Source organism: Xanthomonas albilineans, from assembly GCF_009931595.1.
In the GTDB taxonomy this organism is placed as follows: Bacteria; Pseudomonadota; Gammaproteobacteria; order Xanthomonadales; family Xanthomonadaceae; genus Xanthomonas_A; species Xanthomonas_A albilineans.
Map to the genome: position 1 here is coordinate 912,124 of NZ_CP046570.1, position 21,224 is coordinate 933,347.

General features: G+C 63.4%; 17 protein-coding genes and 2 pseudogenes. 9 read left to right on the forward strand and 10 right to left on the reverse strand.

Annotation, left to right across the window (positions count from 1 at the left end; genetic code table 11):
• Positions 1–45 precede the first annotated feature (45 nt).
• A complete protein-coding gene (locus XaFJ1_RS03985; RefSeq protein ID WP_012915377.1) occupies positions 46–2,928 on the forward strand; it encodes a TonB-dependent receptor in 2,883 nt (960 codons plus the stop codon).
• A gap of 76 nt (positions 2,929–3,004) precedes the next feature.
• Here XaFJ1_RS03985 and XaFJ1_RS03990 read toward each other — a convergent pair whose 3' ends face one another.
• The 4 genes from XaFJ1_RS03990 to XaFJ1_RS04005 form a co-directional block, all read right to left on the reverse strand.
• Positions 3,005–3,772 (reverse strand): endonuclease/exonuclease/phosphatase family protein, encoded by a 768-nt coding sequence (locus XaFJ1_RS03990; RefSeq protein WP_012915378.1) that lies wholly within the window; start codon positions 3,770–3,772, stop codon positions 3,005–3,007.
• Between the two features lie 25 nt (positions 3,773–3,797).
• A complete protein-coding gene (locus tag XaFJ1_RS03995; protein WP_012915379.1) occupies positions 3,798–4,622 on the reverse strand; it encodes a thiol:disulfide interchange protein DsbA/DsbL in 825 nt (274 codons plus the stop codon).
• 106 nt (positions 4,623–4,728) lie between these two features.
• Positions 4,729–5,370, reverse strand: coding sequence for a thiol:disulfide interchange protein DsbA/DsbL (locus tag XaFJ1_RS04000; protein WP_012915380.1), 642 nt, complete (start codon positions 5,368–5,370; stop codon positions 4,729–4,731).
• 85 nt (positions 5,371–5,455) lie between these two features.
• A complete protein-coding gene (locus XaFJ1_RS04005; RefSeq protein WP_012915381.1) occupies positions 5,456–6,277 on the reverse strand; it encodes a c-type cytochrome in 822 nt (273 codons plus the stop codon).
• Between the two features lie 129 nt (positions 6,278–6,406).
• Here XaFJ1_RS04005 and yihA point away from each other — a divergent pair, with 129 nt between their 5' ends.
• The gene (yihA, locus tag XaFJ1_RS04010) at positions 6,407–7,030 is read left to right on the forward strand and encodes a ribosome biogenesis GTP-binding protein YihA/YsxC (RefSeq protein ID WP_012915382.1); all 624 of its coding nucleotides are present in this window, start codon (positions 6,407–6,409) and stop codon (positions 7,028–7,030) included.
• A gap of 123 nt (positions 7,031–7,153) precedes the next feature.
• Here yihA and XaFJ1_RS04015 read toward each other — a convergent pair whose 3' ends face one another.
• Entirely contained in the window at positions 7,154–7,849 is a 696-nt protein-coding gene (locus tag XaFJ1_RS04015) for a VIT1/CCC1 transporter family protein (RefSeq protein ID WP_012915383.1), read from the reverse strand.
• 218 nt (positions 7,850–8,067) lie between these two features.
• Here XaFJ1_RS04015 and XaFJ1_RS04020 point away from each other — a divergent pair, with 218 nt between their 5' ends.
• A complete protein-coding gene (locus tag XaFJ1_RS04020) occupies positions 8,068–9,432 on the forward strand; it encodes a glutamate--cysteine ligase (RefSeq protein WP_045757203.1) in 1,365 nt (454 codons plus the stop codon).
• Positions 9,433–9,495: 63 nt separating this feature from the next.
• Here XaFJ1_RS04020 and XaFJ1_RS04025 read toward each other — a convergent pair whose 3' ends face one another.
• Positions 9,496–9,981 carry a hypothetical protein gene (locus tag XaFJ1_RS04025; protein ID WP_012915385.1) on the reverse strand — a complete coding sequence of 162 codons (486 nt, stop codon included), beginning with the start codon at positions 9,979–9,981 and terminating at the stop codon, positions 9,496–9,498.
• Between the two features lie 266 nt (positions 9,982–10,247).
• On the opposite strand from XaFJ1_RS04025, the pseudogene XaFJ1_RS16065 reads away from it, so the two are divergent.
• Both XaFJ1_RS16065 and XaFJ1_RS04030 read left to right on the forward strand, forming a co-directional pair.
• Positions 10,248–10,670: pseudogene (locus tag XaFJ1_RS16065) on the forward strand (hypothetical protein); the annotation flags it as partial.
• A complete protein-coding gene (locus XaFJ1_RS04030; protein ID WP_045756747.1) occupies positions 10,670–11,590 on the forward strand; it encodes a hypothetical protein in 921 nt (306 codons plus the stop codon). The pseudogene XaFJ1_RS16065 and the gene XaFJ1_RS04030, both read left to right, overlap by 1 nt.
• Before the next feature lie 32 nt (positions 11,591–11,622).
• Here the strand turns inward: XaFJ1_RS04030 and XaFJ1_RS04035 are convergent, their stop codons facing one another.
• Together XaFJ1_RS04035 and XaFJ1_RS04040 are read right to left on the reverse strand one after the other, a co-directional pair.
• Entirely contained in the window at positions 11,623–13,104 is a 1,482-nt protein-coding gene (locus tag XaFJ1_RS04035; protein WP_012915387.1) for an ATP-binding protein, read from the reverse strand.
• Positions 13,101–13,811: a response regulator gene (locus XaFJ1_RS04040; protein ID WP_012915388.1), complete on the reverse strand. Its 711-nt coding sequence runs from the start codon at positions 13,809–13,811 to the stop codon at positions 13,101–13,103. Before XaFJ1_RS04040 ends, XaFJ1_RS04035 begins: the two co-directional genes overlap by 4 nt.
• Positions 13,812–14,456: 645 nt before the next feature.
• Between XaFJ1_RS04040 and XaFJ1_RS04050 the strand changes: the two genes are divergently transcribed.
• Positions 14,457–15,566, forward strand: a complete 1,110-nt coding sequence (locus XaFJ1_RS04050) for an S-(hydroxymethyl)glutathione dehydrogenase/class III alcohol dehydrogenase (protein WP_012915390.1) — start codon at positions 14,457–14,459, stop codon at positions 15,564–15,566.
• 82 nt (positions 15,567–15,648) lie between these two features.
• Complete coding sequence (fghA, locus tag XaFJ1_RS04055) at positions 15,649–16,479, forward strand: S-formylglutathione hydrolase (RefSeq protein ID WP_012915391.1); 831 nt, start codon at positions 15,649–15,651, stop codon at positions 16,477–16,479.
• Positions 16,480–16,630: 151 nt separating this feature from the next.
• Here the strand turns inward: fghA and XaFJ1_RS04060 are convergent, their stop codons facing one another.
• Entirely contained in the window at positions 16,631–16,969 is a 339-nt protein-coding gene (locus XaFJ1_RS04060; protein WP_012915392.1) for a hypothetical protein, read from the reverse strand.
• Positions 16,970–17,300: 331 nt separating this feature from the next.
• Here XaFJ1_RS04060 and XaFJ1_RS16075 point away from each other — a divergent pair.
• Together XaFJ1_RS16075 and XaFJ1_RS16080 are read left to right on the forward strand one after the other, a co-directional pair.
• Positions 17,301–18,095 (forward strand): annotated as a pseudogene (locus XaFJ1_RS16075) (GH12 family glycosyl hydrolase domain-containing protein); the annotation flags it as partial.
• A 468-nt stretch (positions 18,096–18,563) separates the two neighbouring features.
• Positions 18,564–18,803 (forward strand): hypothetical protein, encoded by a 240-nt coding sequence (locus tag XaFJ1_RS16080; protein ID WP_045762282.1) that lies wholly within the window; start codon positions 18,564–18,566, stop codon positions 18,801–18,803.
• 685 nt (positions 18,804–19,488) lie between these two features.
• Here XaFJ1_RS16080 and XaFJ1_RS04070 read toward each other — a convergent pair.
• Positions 19,489–21,108 carry a rhamnogalacturonan lyase B N-terminal domain-containing protein gene (locus tag XaFJ1_RS04070; protein WP_045756748.1) on the reverse strand — a complete coding sequence of 540 codons (1,620 nt, stop codon included), beginning with the start codon at positions 21,106–21,108 and terminating at the stop codon, positions 19,489–19,491.
• Between the last annotated feature and the right edge of the window lie 116 nt (positions 21,109–21,224).

Sequence of the window (21,224 nt, forward strand, 5' to 3'; positions counted from 1 at the left end):
AGGGGGACGCAACGAGTGGCCCACATCCTTTCCGGAGAGAGACGGATGAACGTCCTGCACCGTCGTCGTTTGGTTTTAGCAGTTTCCTCGACCTTGTTCGCGGGTGCCCCAGCGTTGGCCGGGGCGCAGCAGGGCACAGCGGCCGCGACCGCGACCACCACGCTGGATGGCGTCCAGGTCACGGGAACGCGCATCCGCCGCGCGGAAGTGGAGGGGCAGGTGCCAGTGCAGCGCCTGAGTCGCGCCGATATCGAGCGTACCGGCCTGACCTCCATCGGCGATGTGCTGCAGCAACTCACCGCCTCCGGCTCGGCCTTGAATGCCAAGTTCAACTCCTCCGGCAACTTCGGCTTCCCACCTGACGGCAGTGGCGTCGGTGCTGGCTCGGCGCAGGTTGACCTGCGCCATCTCGGCGCCAAGCGCGTGCTGGTGTTGGTCGATGGCATGCGTTGGGTCAACGAGTCCTCTGCATCGGGGGTGGGCGCGGCGACCGATCTCAATACCATTCCGCTGGCGATTGTCGAGCGCATCGAGGTGTTGGAGGATGGCGCCTCGTCGCTGTATGGCTCCGACGCGATTGCAGGTGTGGTCAACATCATCACCCGGCGCAGTTTCGAGGGGGCGCAGGTGACGCTGAACGATGGTCTGTACGGCAAGGGCGATGGTGCGAACAAAGGGGTGGATCTGGCCTGGGGCCACAGCAGTGAGCGCGCCAGTGTGTTCGTCGGCGCCAGCGACACCAAACAGGATCCGATCTATGCACGCGATCGCACGCAGTCGTCTTATCCAATTCCCGGCACAGGGGTGAGCTTCGGCAGCTCGGCCACACCCGATGGGCGTTTCATCTTCATCGATCCCAATACCGGCGCCCAGCAGGATCTGACGCCGAATCATGGCGTCGCATCGCCCCGTTACGCTGGCAGTCCCGGTTGCGATCGTCGCGACGATTATCATTGTTTCAGCACTGCCGACCGCTACAACTTTGCCCCCTCCAACCTGCTGCTGACGCCGTCCGAGCGCAAGGGCGTGTATGGCCAGTTGCGTTTCTTTTTCAATGATGAGATGCAGTGGTATCTGAAGCTGCTGGGCAACCGGCGGACATCGACCAATCAGGCCGCGCCCGAGCCGGTTTTTCTGGGGCCAGGCGCGGGCACCGGCAATCCGCTGGCCGATAATGTGTTCGTTTCCGCCGCCAATCCATATAACCCGTTTGGCTTCGCTCTGGATCCGGCGCGCAATCTGATCATGATCGCGCGTCGGCCGGTGGAAGGCGGTATGCGCGTGTTCGAGCAGCGGGTCGACACGCATTACATCGGGACTGGCCTGATCGGCAGTTTCCAAGGGGCCGGCCGGACCTGGTTCTGGGACGTCGACGGCACCTACAGCAAGAATCACGCCGAGCAAACCAACCATGGCAGCTACAACATCTACAACATCAATCTGGCGTTGGGCGATCCGGCGGCGTGCGCGGCGGTGGCCGGTTGTGTACCGCTGAATCTCTTCGGCGGTGCCGGCAGTATCACGCCGGACATGCTGCGCTGGATTCAGCCGGTGGTGCACGATCGCAGCCAGAACGTACTGACTCAGTTCACTAGCAATCTCAGCAGCGATCTGTTCCGGCTACCTGCTGGCGCGGTGTCTTTCGCCACCGGGATCGAATACCGCAGGTACGAGGGTTGGTACCAGCCCGATCCGTTGACTGTGATCGGCCATTACAACGGGGTGCCATCGTTGCCGACTCAGGGGAGTTACGATGTCAAAGAGGCTTACCTCGAACTGAGCGTGCCGATTTTCGCCGACTCGCCGCTGGGCGATAAACTGGATCTCAGCCTGGCCGGGCGTTATTCGGACTATTCCACCTTTGGTGGCGAGTTCACGCCGAAGTACGGCCTGCGCTGGCAGGTGTCGCCGGATTTCGTGCTGCGCACCGGCTATGCCGACGGTTTCCGCGCCCCCAGCATCGGCGAGTTGTACGGTTCGGCCGCGCGTGCCGATCTGATCTTGTCCGACCCGTGTTCGATCGGTCTTGGCGGTAACGCGCCGCGCGGCAGTGCGTCCCATTGCGCCGCGCTCGGTGCGCCGGTCGGCTACCAGCAGGCCAATGCACAGATCTCGGTGACCACCGGTGGCAACCGCGCGCTGAAGCCGGAGAAGGCGCGCAGCTTCAGCGCAGGCTTCGTGTGGAGCCCTTGGTTCGCCAGTAGCGTGCCGTGGTCGGACCACTTCGATGTCGATGTTACCTTTTACCGTCATGACATCGATGGTGCGATTCAGGCGATCAATGCGCAGACTCAGCTCGACGCGTGCGTGCAGACGCTGTCGCCGATCTATTGTCAGGGCATCACCCGCGCGGCCACGGGCGTCATCAACGGCTTCAATAACCGCCTGACCAACCTTGGCGCGATCAAGACCGACGGCTGGGACGTCGGCATGTTCTGGAGTTCGCCGGAAACGGCGCTCGGACGTTTCAAGCTGCGCTGGCAGAACACCTTCGTGACCCGCTACGTCGCCACCGGCGCTGCCGGCCAAGTGCAGCCGCAACGCCCAGGTGTGGAAGTGGTGGACAGCGCCATCCCGGAGTGGACCAGCAACATGACGCTGGATTGGGCGCGTGGACGCTGGAATGCGTCATGGACGCTGCGGCATCTCTCCGCACTGACCGAGCAATGTGGAGACGCAGTTGTATTTCCAGTGTGCAGCAATCAGGTCGCCGGGACCAATACGCTGGCGGCGATGACCTATCACGACGCGCAGGTGGGTTACCGTTTCGATTGGCTCAAGGGGCTGACCGTCAGCGGCGGCGTCAACAACGTGTTCGATAAGAATCCGCCGATCTGTTTGTCGTGTTCGCTCAATGGCTACGACGCCTCGACCTATGCGATTCCCGGCGGTCGTTATCTGTATGCGCGTGTCGATGCGAAGTTCTAGAGCGAGGTCGTGGCCACAGGCAAGTACATGATGCAATGGCCTCGAACGCGGCACGACTTGCTTGTTGCGCAAGCGGTCAACGCAGCAGTGTTTGTGGCACTTGGATTTCGGTGGTCAGTGCCAGGTGGTCGGAGAAGGCGGCCGGTACCGCGCGATGGGCGTTGCAGCGCAGGCTGTCGCTGAGCAGGATGTGGTCGATGGCCCGCTGCGGGCGCCAGCTGGGGAAGGTGGGCACCACGCAAGCCGGTGGTTGCAGCCGTGTGCGCTGGTACAACAACTGCATTTCCGGTCGGTCGGCGACGCAGTTGAAATCGCCCATCAGGATGGCGTTGGGATGATCGGCGAGCAGCTCCGCAATAAAGGCCAATTGCATCGTGCGCGAGGTGGCGCCCAGCGACAGGTGCGCCACCGCGATTGCCAGGCCCTCGTTGCCGTCGCCGAACTTGGCCAGCAGCACGCCGCGTCCGCCGAGGCGGCCCGGCAGGGCATGGTCCTGCACCTCCAGTGGTTCCAGCCGGCTGAGCAGGCCGTTGGCGCTGGAGGCCACGCCGCCCACGCGTCGGTTCGGCTGGTGGCTCCAGTAATGGAAGCCGGCACGCTCGGCCAGGTAGTGGGTCTGGTTGGTGAAGCCCGAGCGCAGACTGCCAGGATCGCTTTCCTGCAAGCCGACGATGTCGTGGGCGCTGGCCAATTGCGCGATCGTGTCCAGACTGTTGCGCTTGCGCCCGGCCGGCAGCGCATGCGACCAACTGCGGGTCACATAGTCGCTGTAGCGGCGCGTGCTCGAACCGGCCTGGATATTGGCGGTGAGCACGCGCAGGGTGCGGGTGGCGGGAGCGGTCACGTCGCTGCTACTCGACGCGGGGCGTTTACTTGGTCAGCGCCGTACGTTCGCGCGCGATCAATTGATCGGCGATGTGCAGCATGTCGTCGTAGCTTTTGCCCTTGATCAGGTATTTGCCATCGATGATCAGCGACGGCGTCCCGGTGATGCCGCTGCGGGTGGCGAATTGCCTGGCGCGATTGGCCTTGGTGGCCACCGCGAAGCTGCTCATGGTGTCGGCGAATTGCTTGGGGTCCACGCCGTACTTGGCGTAGAAATTGGCGATGTCCTGTACCGAGTCGCGGCCGCGCTCGCCCTTGAGCGTCTCGTCGATGTGGATCGCCTTGTACAGGGCGTCATGGGTCTTTTCCTGCACGCCCAACGCTTCGGCGGCGTAGAACGCACGTGCGTAGTCGTCCCAGGGGCCGCCGAACATCGCCGGGACGTAGATGAAGTGCACGTCCGATGGCAGGCCGGCCTTCCATGGGCCGATCACCGGCTGAAAGCGTGCGCAGGCGGGGCACACGTAGCCGAAGACTTCGGCGACTTCGATCTTGCCGTTGGTCGGCTGGAACGGTTGGCCGCCGGGGATGTCGACGTAGTCGGTGCCGGCGACTGGCTCCGGGCCGTTGGGCTTTTTCGCCGCGGCCGGCGTGACCGCGGTGTGGGCGTCGCTTGCGGTGGCCGGCGGCGTGCTGGCGTCGGCCGGTGCTGGCGTCGGCGCGGTTTCGGCAGGCACGTTGTTGTCGGTGGCAGGCGCTGCGGTGGTGCCAGTAGCGGTGGCGACGGTGTCGGTAGTGCCATCCTTGGCCTTGCATGCCACCAGAATCGGCAGCAGGGCCATCAAGGTCAGGGCGAAGCGGGTCTTCATCGGCGACATCTCCAGCAGGATAGGGGGCATACGCCGGACCCGCGGCAAGCAAAGGTCCAGCAATGCCGCCATGATGCCATGACGTGGATCAAGCGCTGTGCGTTGGTTACTTGCCCGCGCGCGCGCGCGCGACCAGAGCGTCGGTGATGCGCAACATGTCTTGGAAGTTCTTGCCCCTGACCAGATAAGTGCCGTTGACCACCAGTGCGGGGGTGCCGGGGATGTCGGCGTGCAGGGCGAAGTCGCGCGCGGCCTTCACTTGCGCGGCCACTTGCGGACTTTCGTACGCGGCGATGAAGTCTTGCGGTTTCACTCCGTAGGCGGCATAGAATGCGGCCAGTTCCTGCGGTGCCACGTTCTGCGTTGGTACGCTGCGCTTGTCGTGGATCGCCTCGAACATGGCGTGGTGGCTGCGGTTTTGCACGCCCAATTGCTGTGCGGCATAGAAGGCGCTGGCGAAGTTGTCCCAGAGGCCGCCGAATGCGGCTGGGACCAGGGTCACGCGCACGTCCTTGCCCTGCTTGGCGGTCCACTCTTCGAACAGTGGTTCGAAATGCGCGCAATGCGGACAGGGGTAGCCGAACAGTTCCACCACTTCGATTTTGCCGGCCAGCGGTGCGAACGGCTTGGCGGCGGCGATTACGGTGTAGTCCTCTCCTTCCACCACTGCCGCTGGCTTGGGTTGTGCGAAGGTGCTGAGCGGCAGCAGGGCGAGCAGGCACAACAGCAGGCGGGACAGTCGGTTCATGCGATCTCCAATGGGCAAAAACGAACGCCGGTCATCGGGACCGGCGCGAGGGCAATGGTGCGGGCGCCGGCATGGCGGCGCAAGGTCAGGATTGTTGCGCAGGCGTTCCCTGTTGGGGAGTGGCCGGCGCAGGTTTGGCCGGCGTGGCAGCGGCATCGTCGGCATGGTCGTGCAGGCCTTGCAGATAGCTGCCGAGCGCCTTGATTTCCTGGTCGGTCAGCGGCTTGGCGACCTGCGCCATGATCTTGAACAGTGTTGGGTCGCGTTCCTGGGTGGTGCCGGCTTGGTATTCCTGCAGACGTCGCGCCACGTAGTCGGCGCGTTGACCGGCCAGATGCGGATACGCCGGGCCCGGATTGCCGGCGCCGGTCGGGCCGTGGCAGGCCATGCACGCGGGAATGCCGCGCACGGGGTCGCCACCACGGTACAACTGCTGGCCGACCTCGTAGAACTTCATGCCCGCGTAAGGGCCTTCGGCGATCACCGCGTCGTCTGCGATGCCGGCGCCGGCCTTCTGCGTGGCGAAGTAGGCGCCGATGTCGCGCATATCCTGCGGGCCGAGCGCCTGCACGAACGGCACCATCGCCGCGACCGGGCCGCTGGTGCGTTCGCCGTGCGCGATCAGCGCCATTTGCCGTGCGCTGTAGCGTTCCATCTGCCCGGCGATGCGCGGATACATGGTTAGCGACGGGTTGCCGTCGGGGCCGTGGCAGGCGGCACACGCGGCGGCCTTGGCCTGACCGGCCTTGGCATCGCCCCAGGCGACCTTGCCGACGTCGCTTTCCAGCGGCGTGGTGCGCACCGGTGCGTTGTCGGGGATGGGCACCACCGCGATCTGCGCGAACGCGACAGCGGCGGCGACGGAAATGACTAGACCGGCAAAGGCAAGAACGCGAGCGTGGCGCATTGCTGAAGCTCCGTATGACCCGACCCCGCGGCTGCCGAAGCGGCGACCGCATTCGCGCGATTATCCTCGCGCCACGGCCCAGTGGTCAACGCAGTCCGCCTCGGCGGGCGGACGTGCGATCCTAGACGCATGTCGCTGATCCTCGAACGTGCTCACTATCTGCTATCCGCCCACAACGCCCGCCAGTTGCCTGACGACGATGGCTGGGAGGTGGCGTTCGCCGGCCGTTCCAACGCCGGCAAATCCAGCGCGTTGAACGCGCTCACCCGGCAGAACGCCCTGGCCCGCGTCTCCAAGACGCCGGGCCGCACCCAGCAATTGGTGTTTTTCCAGGTCCAGCCGGAGCGTTATCTGGTGGATCTCCCCGGTTACGGCTATGCCAAGGTGCCGCAGGAATTGCAGGCGCACTGGCAGTCGTTCATCGATACGTATTTCCGCACCCGGCAGGCGTTGCGTGGATTGGTGGTGGTGATGGACATCCGGCATCCGCTCAAGGATTACGACCGCCAGATGCTGAGTTATGCCGTGCAACGCGGGTTGCCGGCGCATGCGCTGCTGACCAAGGCCGACAAGCTCGGCCGTGGTCAGCAGGCGCAAGCGCTGCAGCAGGTGCGCAAGGAGCTGCTCAAGGCGTTCGGCGATACGGTCGGTGTGCAGACCTTTTCCGGCGCCAGCCGCCAGGGCGTGGACGAGGCGCGTGCCATCGTCGGCGGCTGGCTGGGGCTTGAGGCTGCCTCGCCCGCCGTGCCTTGAGTGGCGCGCTCGACCCTGGGCGCGCGCTGCCAATTGCCGCGTTCAGGTGAGTGATGGTGGGGAGGCGTCAAGCGACCACCGATCACGTTGCCAACGCAGCGTGGTACGCGCGCTGACCTCCGCTCAGACGTGTACGCCGAACAGGTGCCCGATGGTGCCGGTGGTCAGCATCGCCAGCGTTCCCCAGAACACCACGCGTGCCGCGCCGCGCATGCCGGACGCGCCGCCGGCACGGGCGGCCAGCGCGCCGGTCAGCGAGAGACCGACCAGGGTCGCCGTGCCGGTCCCCCACAGTTGTTGCCCGGCCGGGGCCAGCCAGGCCGCTACGATCGGCAGCGCCGCGCCACTGCAAAACGCCGCCGCCGAGGCGGCCGCCGCCTGCAATGGGCGTGCGCGCAGGATTTCGGTGATGCCGAGTTCGTCGCGGGCATGCGCGCCCAGCGCATCATGCAAGGTCAGTTGCTCGGCGACCTGGCGCGCCAGCGCCGGTTCCAGTCCGCGCTGGCGGTAGATCGCGGTGAGCTCTTCCAGTTCGCTCTGCGGATCTTCGTGCAGTTCGCGGCGTTCCTGGGCCAGATCGGCGTGTTCGGTGTCTGCCTGCGACTGCACCGAGACGTACTCGCCAGCAGCCATCGACATCGCGCCGGCGACCAGACCGGCGACGCCTGTGGTCAGCACGGTGGTGGCGGAGGCTCCGCTACTGGCGACGCCGACCAGCAGACCCGCCACGGAGAGAATGCCGTCGTTGGCGCCGAGCACGGCTGCGCGCAGCCAGCCGGCGCGGTCGGTGCGGTGTCGTTCGGAGTGGGTGGGGCGCATCGCGACGCCTGTGGCGAACCAAGTAAAGCGTCAGCCTAGCCGAGTCGGCAGCGTGGCGCGTGGCTGCGTCTCACTCTCGACGGCGCCGAGCGTGGTGCCTATGGAATGCTACGCTGCCGCCGGTCGCGATGTGGGCGCCACCGGCAGGCTATAGTGCCAGCCTTGCGATGGCGGCGGACGATCCCCACATTGCTTCCTCTTTCGCGCGAGTGCTGCCCTTGTCGAGCCCCAGCCACGTTGCCGAGACACCGATCACCGACCGCGCCGAACTGGTCCAAGTGCTCGTTTCCGGAGAAAAGCCCGAGGCGCAGTGGCGCATCGGCACCGAGCACGAGAAATTCGGTTTCCGTCTGGACGATCTGCGGCCGCCGACGTTCGACGGCGAGCGTGGGATCGAAGCCTTGTTGCTCGGCCTCACCCGGTTCGGCTGGGAGCCGGTGCGCGAAGCTGGGCACACCATCGCGCTGCTGCGCGATGGTGCCTCGGTGACGCTGGAGCCGGCCGGACAGTTGGAGTTGTCCGGCGCGCCGCTGCACACCATTCACGACACTTGCGTGGAAGTGGGTAGCCACCTCAACGAGGTCAAGCAAGTGGCCGATCAATTGGGCCTGGGCTTCCTCGGTATGGGTTTCCAGCCGAAATGGCGCCGCGATGAAATGCCATGGATGCCCAAGGGTCGCTACAAGATCATGCAGGCGTATATGCCCAAGGTCGGCACGCTTGGCCTGGACATGATGACCCGCACCTGCACCGTCCAGGTCAATCTGGACTATGCCAGCGAAGCGGACATGGTCAAGAAATTCCGTGTCTCGCTCGCGCTACAGCCGATTGCCACCGCGTTGTTCGCCGATTCCCCGTTCACCGAGGGCAAGCCCAACGGCTACCTAAGCTACCGCTCGCACATCTGGACCGATACCGACCGCGACCGCACCGGCATGCTCGATTTCGTATTCGAGGATGGCTTCGGATACGAGCGTTACGTCGACTACCTGCTGGATGTGCCGATGTATTTCTCCTACCGCGATGGCAGCTACATCGATGCCAGCGGGCAGAGCTTTCGCGATTTTCTGCGCGGCGCGTTGCCGGCGCTGCCCGGCGCGTTGCCGACGCTGCGCGATTGGTCCGATCACATGACCACGGCTTTTCCGGAAGTGCGGTTGAAAAAATATCTGGAAATGCGCGGCGCCGACGCTGGTCCATGGGGGCGGCTGTGTGCGCTGTCGGCGTTCTGGGTCGGCCTGCTGTACGACGACGCGGCGCTGGATGCGGCTTGGGATTTGGTCAAGGATTTCAGCCTGAGCGAACGCCACGCGCTACGCGATGGCGTTCCGCGCCACGCACTGAAGTTGCCGTTCCGCAACGGTAGCGTGCGGGACTTGGCGACCGAAGCCGTGACGATTGCCGTGGCCGGCCTGCGCCGCCGCGCGCGCTTGAACCGCGATGGGCAGGACGAATCGCGTTTTCTCGATCCGTTGGTTGAGATTCTGCATAGCGGCGAGACCGCCGCCGAGCGCAAGCTGGCGCTGTATCACGGCGCGTGGCAGGGCGATATCGACCGGGTGTTCGGCGAGTTCGCGTACTGAGGCGGACTCGTCGTCGAGCCGGACGCCGTGGCGGGCATGCGAGAGTGCCCGCGTTCGGTGGTGTCAGTGTTGAGGTCTGTTCGCGCTGTGCGGTTGAACGCTGGTCGCCCCACAGGACTGCATTGCCTTTTCGTCTTCCTGGTTTTCGATGCGGATCTTGCGCATCGAGGCGAGGGTGTGTTCGATGCCGAACAGGGTCAGCAGGCGGCAGGCCTGGCTGGCTGAAAGCTCCGCTTCGATATCGGCGTAAGTGAACGATGTTACGCCGGTTGCGTTGAAACGCAGCGACTGAATGAAGCGCTTCCGCGAAGCAGGCGAAAGCAACGCAAGCGGGCTGGATGCATCCGCGCTCGCCAGGTAACGATCAAGTTGCTCGGCGGAACGAATGGGTGCCGTTGGCAACCGCGAAGCGTCTTGTGCATCGACGTGCTTTGCCGCTGCCGCTGGTGCTGCATCGGTCGGACGTGCCGTTGCGCAATCAAGAACTCCTGCCGACACCCAGGTCACCGCTGCCAGCAATGCTGCCAGCCTTTTCGACTCCGGTTTCATTGAGATCTCCTTGGGTGCTCTTTCCGAGCGGCGCGATGGGAGTATTCCATAAGCTTGCCAACGATGGATTTCAATTCTCAGTGATGGATGGTGGTCGACAGGGGGGGGCGATGGGGGAGTTCTGAGGTAAGCAGGAGCGAGGAGGTGGCGATCATCCATCGACCAGGATGATCTGAGTGTGGCAGTACACAAAATTTTTTTGATTCGAGCTTTGCTGAAGCTTCCGCTTTGGCTTGAGTCGAAAAAGTTCCAGTAGTAACGCAAGTACATTGCGGTTGAGAACGGCTCCGATTCATTCTGCCGAAGGTCTCAAGGAGTACCTGGCCAAGGCCGATGCTTCCAGTCCGAGCAATTTGCTTTCCCCCGCTGCAAGAAAACGGTTTGTCGAATCCTTGCGTTTCAACGCATCGGGTGTGACATCGTTTAGATACAGCGATATAGAGACGGAGTTTTCGGCCAGTCAGGCGTATCGGCTACTGTCGCTGTTCGGGTTGGAAAGCAAGGTCTCCAGCATGCGCAAGATTCGCGTCGATTCCGAGGAAGACAGGGCCGTGAGTCGGGCCTATCCAGCGTCAGCCTTCACTCCTGGCAGGGGCCAAGACCCAGATCATGAGGATATGGATAAAACCTGTCGTCCCAATAATACTTGTGTAGAGAGCGCAGGCTCGATGTGCACGAGCGAGTGCTGATGCCATCTCTGCAACCAGTAGTGTTTTTCATTGGCGCTGGCTTGCTCGCCTTGGCAGCGCCTTTTGTCTGCGCGCAAGCGCGTGACCGTTCGCTCTACGATGCACTGGCTGACCTGAACGTTCAAGACCTGCCTGGCGCCCAGCGTGCGGAGGCAGTCGTTTCTCTGTACGAACGCATGGCCGGCACGGCCGATCCCTGCGCTGCCGCCAATTTGCCTTTTGACGAGGACGATCTATTTAGGGCGACGGTGCTCGCCGAGGGCTACTCGTTTGATCCCCGGCATGTGCATAAACTCGGCTGCCTCTATGCGCGCTTGCAGCGGCAGGGGCGCGCGACCCGCTGGCACGTCATCTCCTATGCCGATGCGTTGGCCTCGATCAGCCGGTTCGACGCGGCAAACCGGATACAGGCCGCGTTGTCGACGCGGCCTGTCGCACCGCTGCCCACGCTTGCGTTCGAGCGACCCTTGGGTTCATCCCGGCGCGTGATAGACATCGTTTCGCCGACTCGGGCGGTGGTGCGTGCGTTCGCTTTGCACGATGACCGTCTGGCCATACTCGCGGTGGTCCATCCGGATTGCCATTTCGCGGCAAACGGGCTCAACGAAATCGTGACCAGTGAGGACGACCGCTGGCTGCGCGAGCGGCTCGTGCTGCTGGTTGCGCCGGGCACCAACCCACCCATCGACGGCATCGTGCAATGGAATCGCCGCCAGCCCAGGCTGCCGATGCACCTGATGTATCGGCGCAGCGACTGGGCTTTCCTGCACAGCATCGGTACGCCGACGTTCTATCTGGTGCGTGGCACCACCATCCTCGATACGTTCGCTGGCTGGCCCAATCCCGATGGACTGGCCAGGATGAAGGCGGTGCTGCAACGGGAAAGCGCGGCAGAACACGTCAGTCAGCAACGACGCTAGACGGGCCAGCCTCGTTCGTCTTGCGTGCGGATTCATGCGCTCGCCTGGCAAGGCAGTCTCACGCACACCCGCAAGCCGCCCTCGGCACGGTTGCTCAGGTCGATTTCCCCGCCGTGCGCAAGCACCGTGCTGTGCGCCACCGATAGGCCCAGGCCGATGCCGCCGGTGTCGCGATTGCGCGAATTTTCACCACGGAAGAACGGCAGAAACAGCTTTTCGCGCTGACTAGGGTCGATGCCGGGGCCGTCGTCGTCGATCCACAGCACGCACTCGGTGGCTTCGCGCCGCAGGTGCAGGCGCGCGCATTTGCCGTATTTCAACGCGTTCTGCACCAGGTTCATCACCATGCGTCGCAGCGATAGCGGATCGCCATCGAGGGTGATGGCCTGGCCGGCGCGCAGGGTCACGTCGGCGCCGGTATCGCTGGCATCGTCCACCACGCTCTCTACGAGGAGGCGGAAGTCCAACGGAGAGCGTGGGGTGCGTTGGCTGTCGTTATGGATGAAGTTCAGTGCGGCGGAAATCATCGCTTTCATCTCCTCGATGTCGGCCATGGTTTTGTCGCGCAACGGTGGCTGTAGGCTCTCCAGACGGAACGCTAGGCGTGCCAGCGGTGTGCGCAGGTCGTGGGCGATCGCGGCGACCATGTGCGTGCGTTCGTTGATGAGGCGGTTCAGACGCGCCTGCATCGCGTTGAACGAATCGGCGGCTTGCACGATCTCGCTAGGTCCGCTGCGCTCTAGCGGCTGTGTGTTGGGATTGCGGCCGAGTCGGTCGGCGGCTTCGGCAAAGCGCCTGATCGGCGCCGATAGTGCCCGCGAGAACCACCAGGCCAGCGGTAGCATCGCCACCATGCCGGCCAAGAGCAGTACCACCACCTTGGTCTTGAATTCGGCGGAAAAGCGTCGCGGCGGCGACATCACGCTGCGCCAACTGCCATCGGGTTGGTGCAGCGCGGCGGTGAAGCCATCCAGCAGCGGCACCGCTGGGGCGAAGCCATGCTGGCGCCAGCCCATGGCGCGCATGGTCGCTTCGAAGGCGTTGGTGCGGGTCGCATCCCCCGACACGGGGTGCGGTGGTGGTGGGGCGATAGCAATGTGCGAGGAGGACGTGTCGGCTGCTTGGGTGGATGGCGCAGAGGTGGGTTGTGACGGAGGTGGCTCCCCCAGCCGGAAGCGCAGGCGGTCGAGTCGACCGTCGCTGTTGCGGTAGAACCGTACTTCTTCCGGCTCCACTTCCAGCCAATGCGCCATCAGGCGTTCGGCCATGCGATCGCGGACCTGGTCCGGGGCCGGCAATGGCGCATTGGCAGAGTCCTGGACTTTCAGCGTCTGCGTGCCAGCCGGCATCCGGGTGCTGAGCAGGGCGATCACTTCCGGCGGATGCACCGGCATTTCGTAGGCCGGCGTGCGCAGGACCAGGGCGATGCCGATCAGTTGTGCGGCGAGCAACGCCACGACGAGCAACAGGAAGGTGCGTGCGAAGATCGGCAAGCCGCGCTTGGGGGCGCTCACAGGCGGGTGACGCTCGGCAGCAGCATGTAGCCTTCGTTGCGCACGGTACGGATCAATTCGGTCTGCACGCGTTCGTTGATCTTGCGGCGTAGGCGGCTGATCTGGCTGTCGATGGCGCGATCGTAGACCTCGGTGTCGCGCCCGCGCGCGTAGTCGAGCAATTGATCGCGGCTGAGGACGCGTTGAGGGTGCTCGACGAAGGTGCGTAGCAGTGCGAACTCGCCGTCGGAGAGATTGATGAAGATGCCGGTGGGGTCGCGTAGATCGCGACGAATTACGTCCAGCCGCCAGCCAGCGAATTCGTAGACATTGCCGCGCGCTTCCGGTGGCAGCGTCGCCGCCTGACTGCGGCGCAGTAGCGCACGCACGCGCGCCAGCAGTTCGCGTGGATTGCAGGGTTTGGCCAGGTAATCGTCGGCGCCCACTTCCAGGCCGATGATGCGGTCGGTGTCGCTGCCCAGTGCGCTGAGCATGATGACGGCAGGGGCGCCGCGCTCGCTGGCGAGTTGGCGCGCCGCGCTGAGCCCGTCTTCGCCGGGCATCATCACGTCCAGGACGATCAGGTCAGGCTGCCGTTCGGCCATCAATTGGCGCATTTGCGCCACTGTTTCGGCGGATTCCACCTGATAGCCGTGCTCGCTCAGGAACTCGCTGATGAGTCGGCGTAGATCCGGATCGTCGTCGACGACCAGGATGAAGGATTTCATGTCCACGATCTTGAGGGAGTGACCAAAAGGGATTTAGCCAGTCTAGACCGGGTGACGGCGGCCTGGAACTGGTGCGGCCCCAGTGCCTGTTCACCGATATCCGGCCAGCACATGGTCGCTCCATTATCATAGGCAACAGTGGCGACGGCTTTATGGCAACTTGTTGCCTGTTGTTGAGATCTTCTTGTATGTATCAGCATCGGTGTATGCCGAATCGGCGCGTTACGCTGGTGAAGCTGGTCGACATGGCGTGGACACGGTTCGCCGTTCCTTTTTGCTGGTCGCGCAGATACTATCCCCAGTATCGTTTCAGAGTCGATACTGCATGCCCCACGCCCGGCACTGGAAGAAGTGCGTTCTGGCCCGCATCCGCCGTCTGCGCGGGCAGACAGAGGTGTTGGAGCGGGCGTTGCAAGGTGGTTCGGATTGCGGACTGCGGACCTTGCAGCAGCAGATCGCTGCAAGGTGCGGTCAACGGCCGGATGGCGAAGCATGTGTGTGAGGCATTCGGCCATCCCGCGTGCGCGGATGTCAAGCAGCGTGCCGCGCGTGTACGCAAGATGCGCCTGCTGATCCGCCCGTATCTCAATTCATCGCCGTCATCCCAGGTCTCATTGCCTCCGTCTTTCAGCCAGGAGAACGCCCATGAAATCCCGTGCCGCCGTCGCCTTCGCAGCAGGTCAGCCGCTGCAAGTCGTGGAGATCGACGTCGCGCCGCCGCGCCAGGGTGAAGTGCTGGTCAGGATCACCCACACCGGTGTTTGCCATACCGATGCATTCACGCTGTCCGGCGACGATCCGGAAGGCATCTTTCCGGCGGTGCTTGGCCACGAAGGCGGTGGCATCGTCGTCGCGGTGGGCGACGGCGTGACCAGCGTGAAGGTGGGCGACCATGTGATTCCGCTGTACACGGCCGAGTGCCGCGCGTGCAAATTCTGCCTGTCGGGCAAAACCAACCTATGCCAAGCGGTGCGTGTCACTCAGGGGAAAGGCTTGATGCCCGATGGCACCACGCGCTTTTCTTATAACGGCCAACCGATCTACCACTACATGGGCTGTAGCACTTTCAGCGAGTACACGGTGGTGCCTGAGATTTCCTTGGCCGTGGTCGATCCCGCCGCGCCGCTGGAAAAGGTGTGCCTGCTTGGTTGCGGCGTCACCACCGGCATCGGCGCGGTGCATAACACCGCCAAGGTCAAGCCGGGCGATTCGGTGGCGGTGTTCGGTTTGGGCGGTATCGGTCTGGCGGTGATCCAGGGCGCGGTGCAGGCCAAGGCCGGGCGCATTCTCGCCATCGACACCAATCCGGACAAGTTCGCATTGGCGCGGCGCATGGGCGCCACCGACTGTATCAACCCGAAGGACCATGCCAGGCAGATTCAAGAGGTCATCGTCGAGATGACCGATGGCGGGGTGGATTTCAGTTTCGAGTGCATCGGCAATGTGCAGGTGATGCGCGCGGCCCTGGAGTGCTGCCACAAGGGATGGGGCGAGAGCGTGATCATCGGCGTGGCCGGCGCCGGTCAGGAAATCCGTACGCGTCCGTTTCAGTTGGTCACTGGCCGGGTGTGGCGCGGCAGCGCGTTCGGTGGGGTCAAGGGCCGCACGCAGTTGCCGCGCATGGTCGAGCAGGCGATGCGCGGCGAAATCGACCTGGATCCGTTCATTACCCACACCTTGCCGTTGGACGAGATCAACGAAGCGTTTCACCTGATGCATGAAGGCAAGTCGATCCGTACCGTCATCCATTTCTGATCGTCGGGTCGGTGTGTTGCGCCGCGGTGTCCTGCACGCACCGCAGGGCACGCGGGCCGTTCCCAAACCACGAGGAACTTTCATGGAACGCATCGAACATCATGCCTGTCACGGTGGTTGGCAGGACGTCTATTGTCACCACTCGACGGTCCTCGGCTGCACGATGCATGTCGCGGTGTATCTGCCGCCGCAGGCAGAGCACGCAGAATTGCCGGTGCTTTACTGGCTCAGTGGACTGACCTGCACCGAGCAAAACTTCATCATCAAGTGCGGTGCGCAGCGCTATGCCGCCGAGCATGGGGTGATCCTGGTCGCGCCCGACACCAGTCCGCGCGGCGATGACGTGGCCGATGCCGATGGCTACGATCTGGGCATCGGCGCCGGTTTCTACGTCAACGCCACGCGCGCGCCGTGGGCCGCGCATTACCGCATGTACGACTACGTGGTGCAGGAACTGCCGGCATTGGTCGAAGCGCAGTTTCCGCACAACGGTCGCCGTGCGATCAGCGGTCATTCAATGGGAGGGCATGGCGCACTGGTGGTCGCGCTGAAGAACCCAGGTCGCTTCCGCAGCGTGTCGGCGTTCGCGCCGATCGTGGCGCCGGCGCAGGTGCCCTGGGGCGAGAAAGCCTTCACCGCGTATTTGGGCGAGGATCGCGCGCAGTGGCTGGCGTATGACGCTAGTGCACTGATCTGCACGGCCCACGAGCGCCTGCCGATGCTGATCGACCAGGGCGGTGACGACGCGTTCCTGGAGGCGCAACTGCGACCGCAGCTATTGCAGGATGCCGCCGATGCCGCTGGCTATCCGCTGACCCTGCGTCTGCAGCCTGGTTACGACCATAGTTATTACTTCGTCGGCAGCTTCATCGGCGAGCACATCGCCTTCCACGCACGCGCGCTGCGCGACTGAGCGCAGCGCGGGATGTAGGGGCTGGTTGCGGTGTGCGGTCAGCCTTGGATGGGTGCAGGGAGATCGCCACGCTCGGACATCGACTGCGGGCTGTGCCACGCACATCGTGCTGACTGTCGCTTGACAGGTAGGGCGACAATGTCGCGCCGTTTCAGCGCACGTCGTGCAGTTCCCAGAAGCTGCCAGCGAGCAAACGCATGCGCTGCCTCAGAATGTCGCCGGGGATGCTGGTGGTGACAGACAGGTCGATGCGCAGGTCGTTCTGCTTGCCGATGACGCGTGCATCGGGGTCGGTGATGCTCAAGGCCGGATCCGCCTCGTCCGGATCAGGCTGCAACGCGCGCCAACGCTCGCACCAGCCTGGGTCGCGCAGCGCGGTTTGCAACTGTTCGGCGAAGGCGTCGGCACCATGGGCAGTGAAACTCAGCGACGGGTGGCTGCCGCGGGCACGGGAGGGATCGGGCAGGCTGATCGAATAGGTGACGGCCATTGAGTTTTTTCCGTGATGCGGGGCGATGCAGCCTAGCAGAGTCAGAGCAGCATCCGGCGCGCCATAGCGCAGCCGTCACGCGAAAGCCCATCGACAATCTTATATCGACGGTGCATGTGTATATGGCAGTGGTTAGCCAGGTAGACAACGCGGGTTATCGGATGTCGCCAATGGGCTGTATGTGGGCGTTTGCGCACACTTGATACTGCTCCGACCTAACACTATTGCCATTCGTGCGTGAGGGCAGATGTTCTTTTCATAGCTCATGCTGGGGACATCTTGTTAGCGTGAGTTAAGGCAGCACATTGCTGTTCCTCTCAGGAAAATTCCGATGCACAACATCAATATGGTCGCGGGTGTCTCACTTGCCCCGCGTACGACACGCCGTTCTCTGCAGACACTGCTCGCGCTGGCGTGTCTGGCCGCCGCGCCACTGGTAATGGCGGGCCCGAACAAGGTCTATGGGAGCCATTATGCTTGGGTCAACGACTTCGGCGATCCGAACCACGGCATGCATGGCACGTTCGGCACCGGCAGCACGCCGGAGTTGAATGTGTCCTTCAACTACCCCAACAACGACCTGCATGGTTATCCAGCGATCCTGCGCGGCTTCCACTACGGCTGGAATCCGACCAGCGATACCTTGTTCCCGGCCCAGATATCCTCGCTGACGTCGATTCCGGTCCAGTTCTCCTACACTGCTGGCGGCACTGACATGCACGGCGACTTCGCCTACGACATATTCTTCCGCCGCGATACCAACAAGGACGTGCCACAACTGGAATTAATGATCTGGGGTGGAAACAATTCCTATCCGGTGGGCCAGCCCACCGCCACCAACGTGATCACCGCTGGCGGCTATACCTTCGACTTGTGGGAGGGGGATAACAGTGGCGCCGGCTATTACGTGTATACCTTCATCCCGCACGGCACGGCCGGTCAGGCCAATCTGCCGACCAGCGGCAGCCTCAATGTCGACGTCAAGCAATTCCTCAACTGGTTGCAGGCTAACCGTAGTCAGGACGGTCGCTACAGCGACTCGCTCTACCTGCATGTCATCGAAGCCGGCTTCGAGGTGGTGCGCGGCAACGGTTGGATCGACATCACGGCGAACATTAACGCGCAGAGTGGCGGCGGCTCGACGGGCGGTGGCGGTTCCACTGGTGGCGGCGGCTCGACGGGCGGTGGCGGTTCCACTGGCGGAGGTGGCTCGACGGGCGGTGGCGGTTCCACTGGCGGAGGTGGCTCGACGGGCGGTGGCGGTTCCACTGGCGGAGGCGGCTCGACGGGCGGTGGCGGTTCCACTGGTGGCGGCGGCTCGACGGGCGGTGGCGGTTCCACTGGCGGAGGTGGCTCGACGGGCGGTGGCGGTTCCACTGGCGGAGGTGGCTCGACGGGCGGTGGCGGTTCCACTGGCGGAGGCGGCTCGACGGGCGGTGGCGGTTCCACTGGCGGAGGCGGCTCGACGGGCGGTGGCGGTTCCACTGGTGGAGGTGGCTCGACGGGCGGCGGCGGTGGCTCCACCAGCAATCCCTTCGACGTCCAGTCCACCGTCACTAGCGACTGGGGTCAAGGCTATTGCGAAAACATATCGGTGACCAACAAAAGGGGCAGCACCAAAGCCCAGTGGAACATCACTGTGCCGATTCTCGGCAAGGTCAGCAGTAGCAATATCAATCTGTGGAGTGGCATTTGGACGCCCAATACCGATGCCTCCGGCTCCGTTCAATCCATCCAAGTCAGTGGCATGGATTGGAACCGTTACCTGGACCCTCAGCAAACTGCCACACTTGGCTTCTGCGCCACACGTTCGAATAATTCCTCGCAACATTGATCTAGCGAGGTCATGCAATGCCGTCACCACGCATCGCGTGGTGGCCGCGAACGGCAGCGTCTTGCGACGCTGTCGTTCGTGTTCGTGCTTCGGAGCCCAGTAACGGGGATCGCATCGCCCTACGCTGTAGGCGCCAATCATTCAAGATTAGCGCCGACGCGAGACTGCCCTGCTGCCACGTCATGCCGACAGGAAGATCAGCGCCAGCACCCACTCCAACAAATGTACGGCAAGCCGACGCGAACACCGCCGACATCGTCCGTCCGCCATCCAGGTGAACCGCTAGGCTGCGGGCATGAGCGCAACGCTAATTTCATCCCATTGTACGTGTGCGCGCTGATGGTATCGGACATACGCACCCTGGCCGAGGAAAGCTTGGGCAACTATCTCGTGTCGGCACTCGGTGCAGCAAGCTGCATACGATCAGCATGAATGCGGTAAGTGAGTAACACCCCGCCCATGGTGCAAATACAGACGCTGACGCAAGCGGTAGACCTGATCGACAGCCATGCTGCGGGTCTTGCGTAGACATCGTCAGCGGCGAAGCAGTATCAGTGCGAGCATCATGGGGTTATTCGAGGTGCCTGGTAAAAACTCCAGCACAAAAGCGCGGGATTGGCGCGATCTAGCGCCAGATTGCAAGGACGTTCCCGCGTCCTTGCAATCTTTATGGCTCACGATCAGCTTATGGCACGATCAACTGCACGCTGTCGAAGACGACAGCCGGGCCTAGGAAGCCGTTGTCCGGCGAACCCGAGACGACGTCGATGTCCACCCAATTTAGACCGGCCTGCAAGGCCGTAGCCGGGATGTCGACAAGGTACACGGTGTTGTTACCACGATAGGTGCCGCGGGTGATGCCACGACTGTTCGGCTGATCGGGCCGTGGTGGCATCGGGCCAGTCCATTGATCGTTGACGCTCACTTGTGGGCGCGCGCTGGCCTGTGTCAGTGGGACGAACATGCGCAAGCGATAGTCGCGGACTTGGTCGGCGCCGAGGACGAATTCAATGCGCGTGGGGGCGTTGACGCCGTGCCACTGTACTGCCGGGAAATCCTCCAGAGCGTTGGTTCCCACGCGGTAGGTCAGCGGCCCCCAGGACGCCATGCGCTGGTCGGACGGATGCATCGTTGGCAACAGACTGGCGTTGCGGAAAGCGCCGGGCGTACCATCGGGCAGGCCGATCTGCCACTGCACCTGGCCCTGAAGCGGCACCGCCTGCAATGTCGCCTGCGCGGTGCTGCCAGCAGCGACCTCAAGCGTGTCGTGCGCCACTTCAAGCTCGTTTTGGTAAAGCGTGATGCGATAGTGTCCAGGACACACGCCGGCAATCTTGAATTGACCTGTGGAGTCCGCGCTTGCCCAGTACTGCGCATGGTCGTTGCTCAGGCCAACCACTGCCGGTTGCCCGTCCGCAACGCCCGAGGCCTGACCAGATACCGTGCCGCGGCCGGTGCTATCCAGGAAGCCTTTTAGTTTCAGCGTCGCGTCGACGAAGCTCAGATCGGTCGCCGCGGCAGGCGCTGCGCCACCGTCGGTGAACAGCAGGGCATACACGCCATGCAGGCCGCCGCGATAGGACTCGGTCTGGGTGTGGTTGGAAAACATATAGTTGTACAACTCGTGGGTCACGACGGTCTTTTGTGTGGCGATGTCTTTGAAGAATGGGCCGCCGGAGCTGTATTCGCGATTGCCCATCCACATGCGAACGGCCACGTTCGTACCGCTCACGCCATGGATGCTGTCCTCGATTGCACGCCGCGCCGAATAGAACTTGGAACTGGTGCGGCCGTCTGGAAGCAAAAACACGTCCTGGGCTTCGATCGCGGTGCCGACGTTGGAATCAGGTTCGTGGTCGGCATTCGGCAGAATGTTGACATTGAGCCGTGTGACGAAGCGCAATTCGCCGATCGGCAGTAAGGTCGGCGCATAGGTTGCCATGTAGATCGCATTGCGGCCTTTGTGCGCCATGTAGTAATGGATCAGGTCGCCTGCCTGTGCCGAGATCACGATGGTGTCGCCCACGGTGCGTGCCGCCACGGTCGCCGTGCCGAGTCCTGAGGCGATCTGCGAACCCTTGGCCTCGGTGCTCTGCAACTCGGTGCCGCGATAGCGCATCGACACCAAGTCGCCATTGCTGTCATCCACGCTGAACACCAGGTTGGCACCACTATCGACGACGAAGCGCCCACCGCTGTGGCTTAGGCCGAAGGTTCCATTCTGGGCGGCGGCTGGCAGTGCACCGCCAACTGCGATACAACACAAGATCAGGGGGAAGAAGGTACGCACGTAAGTATTTCTCATGGGATTTAGGCCGTAAAATTAATCTACAGAATGAGGTGTGGATATCGCCTTGACATCGATATGTCCTGCTTCAGGTGGATATCGCCATGCGGTCCATCCCCTCTCCCCGGCAGTGT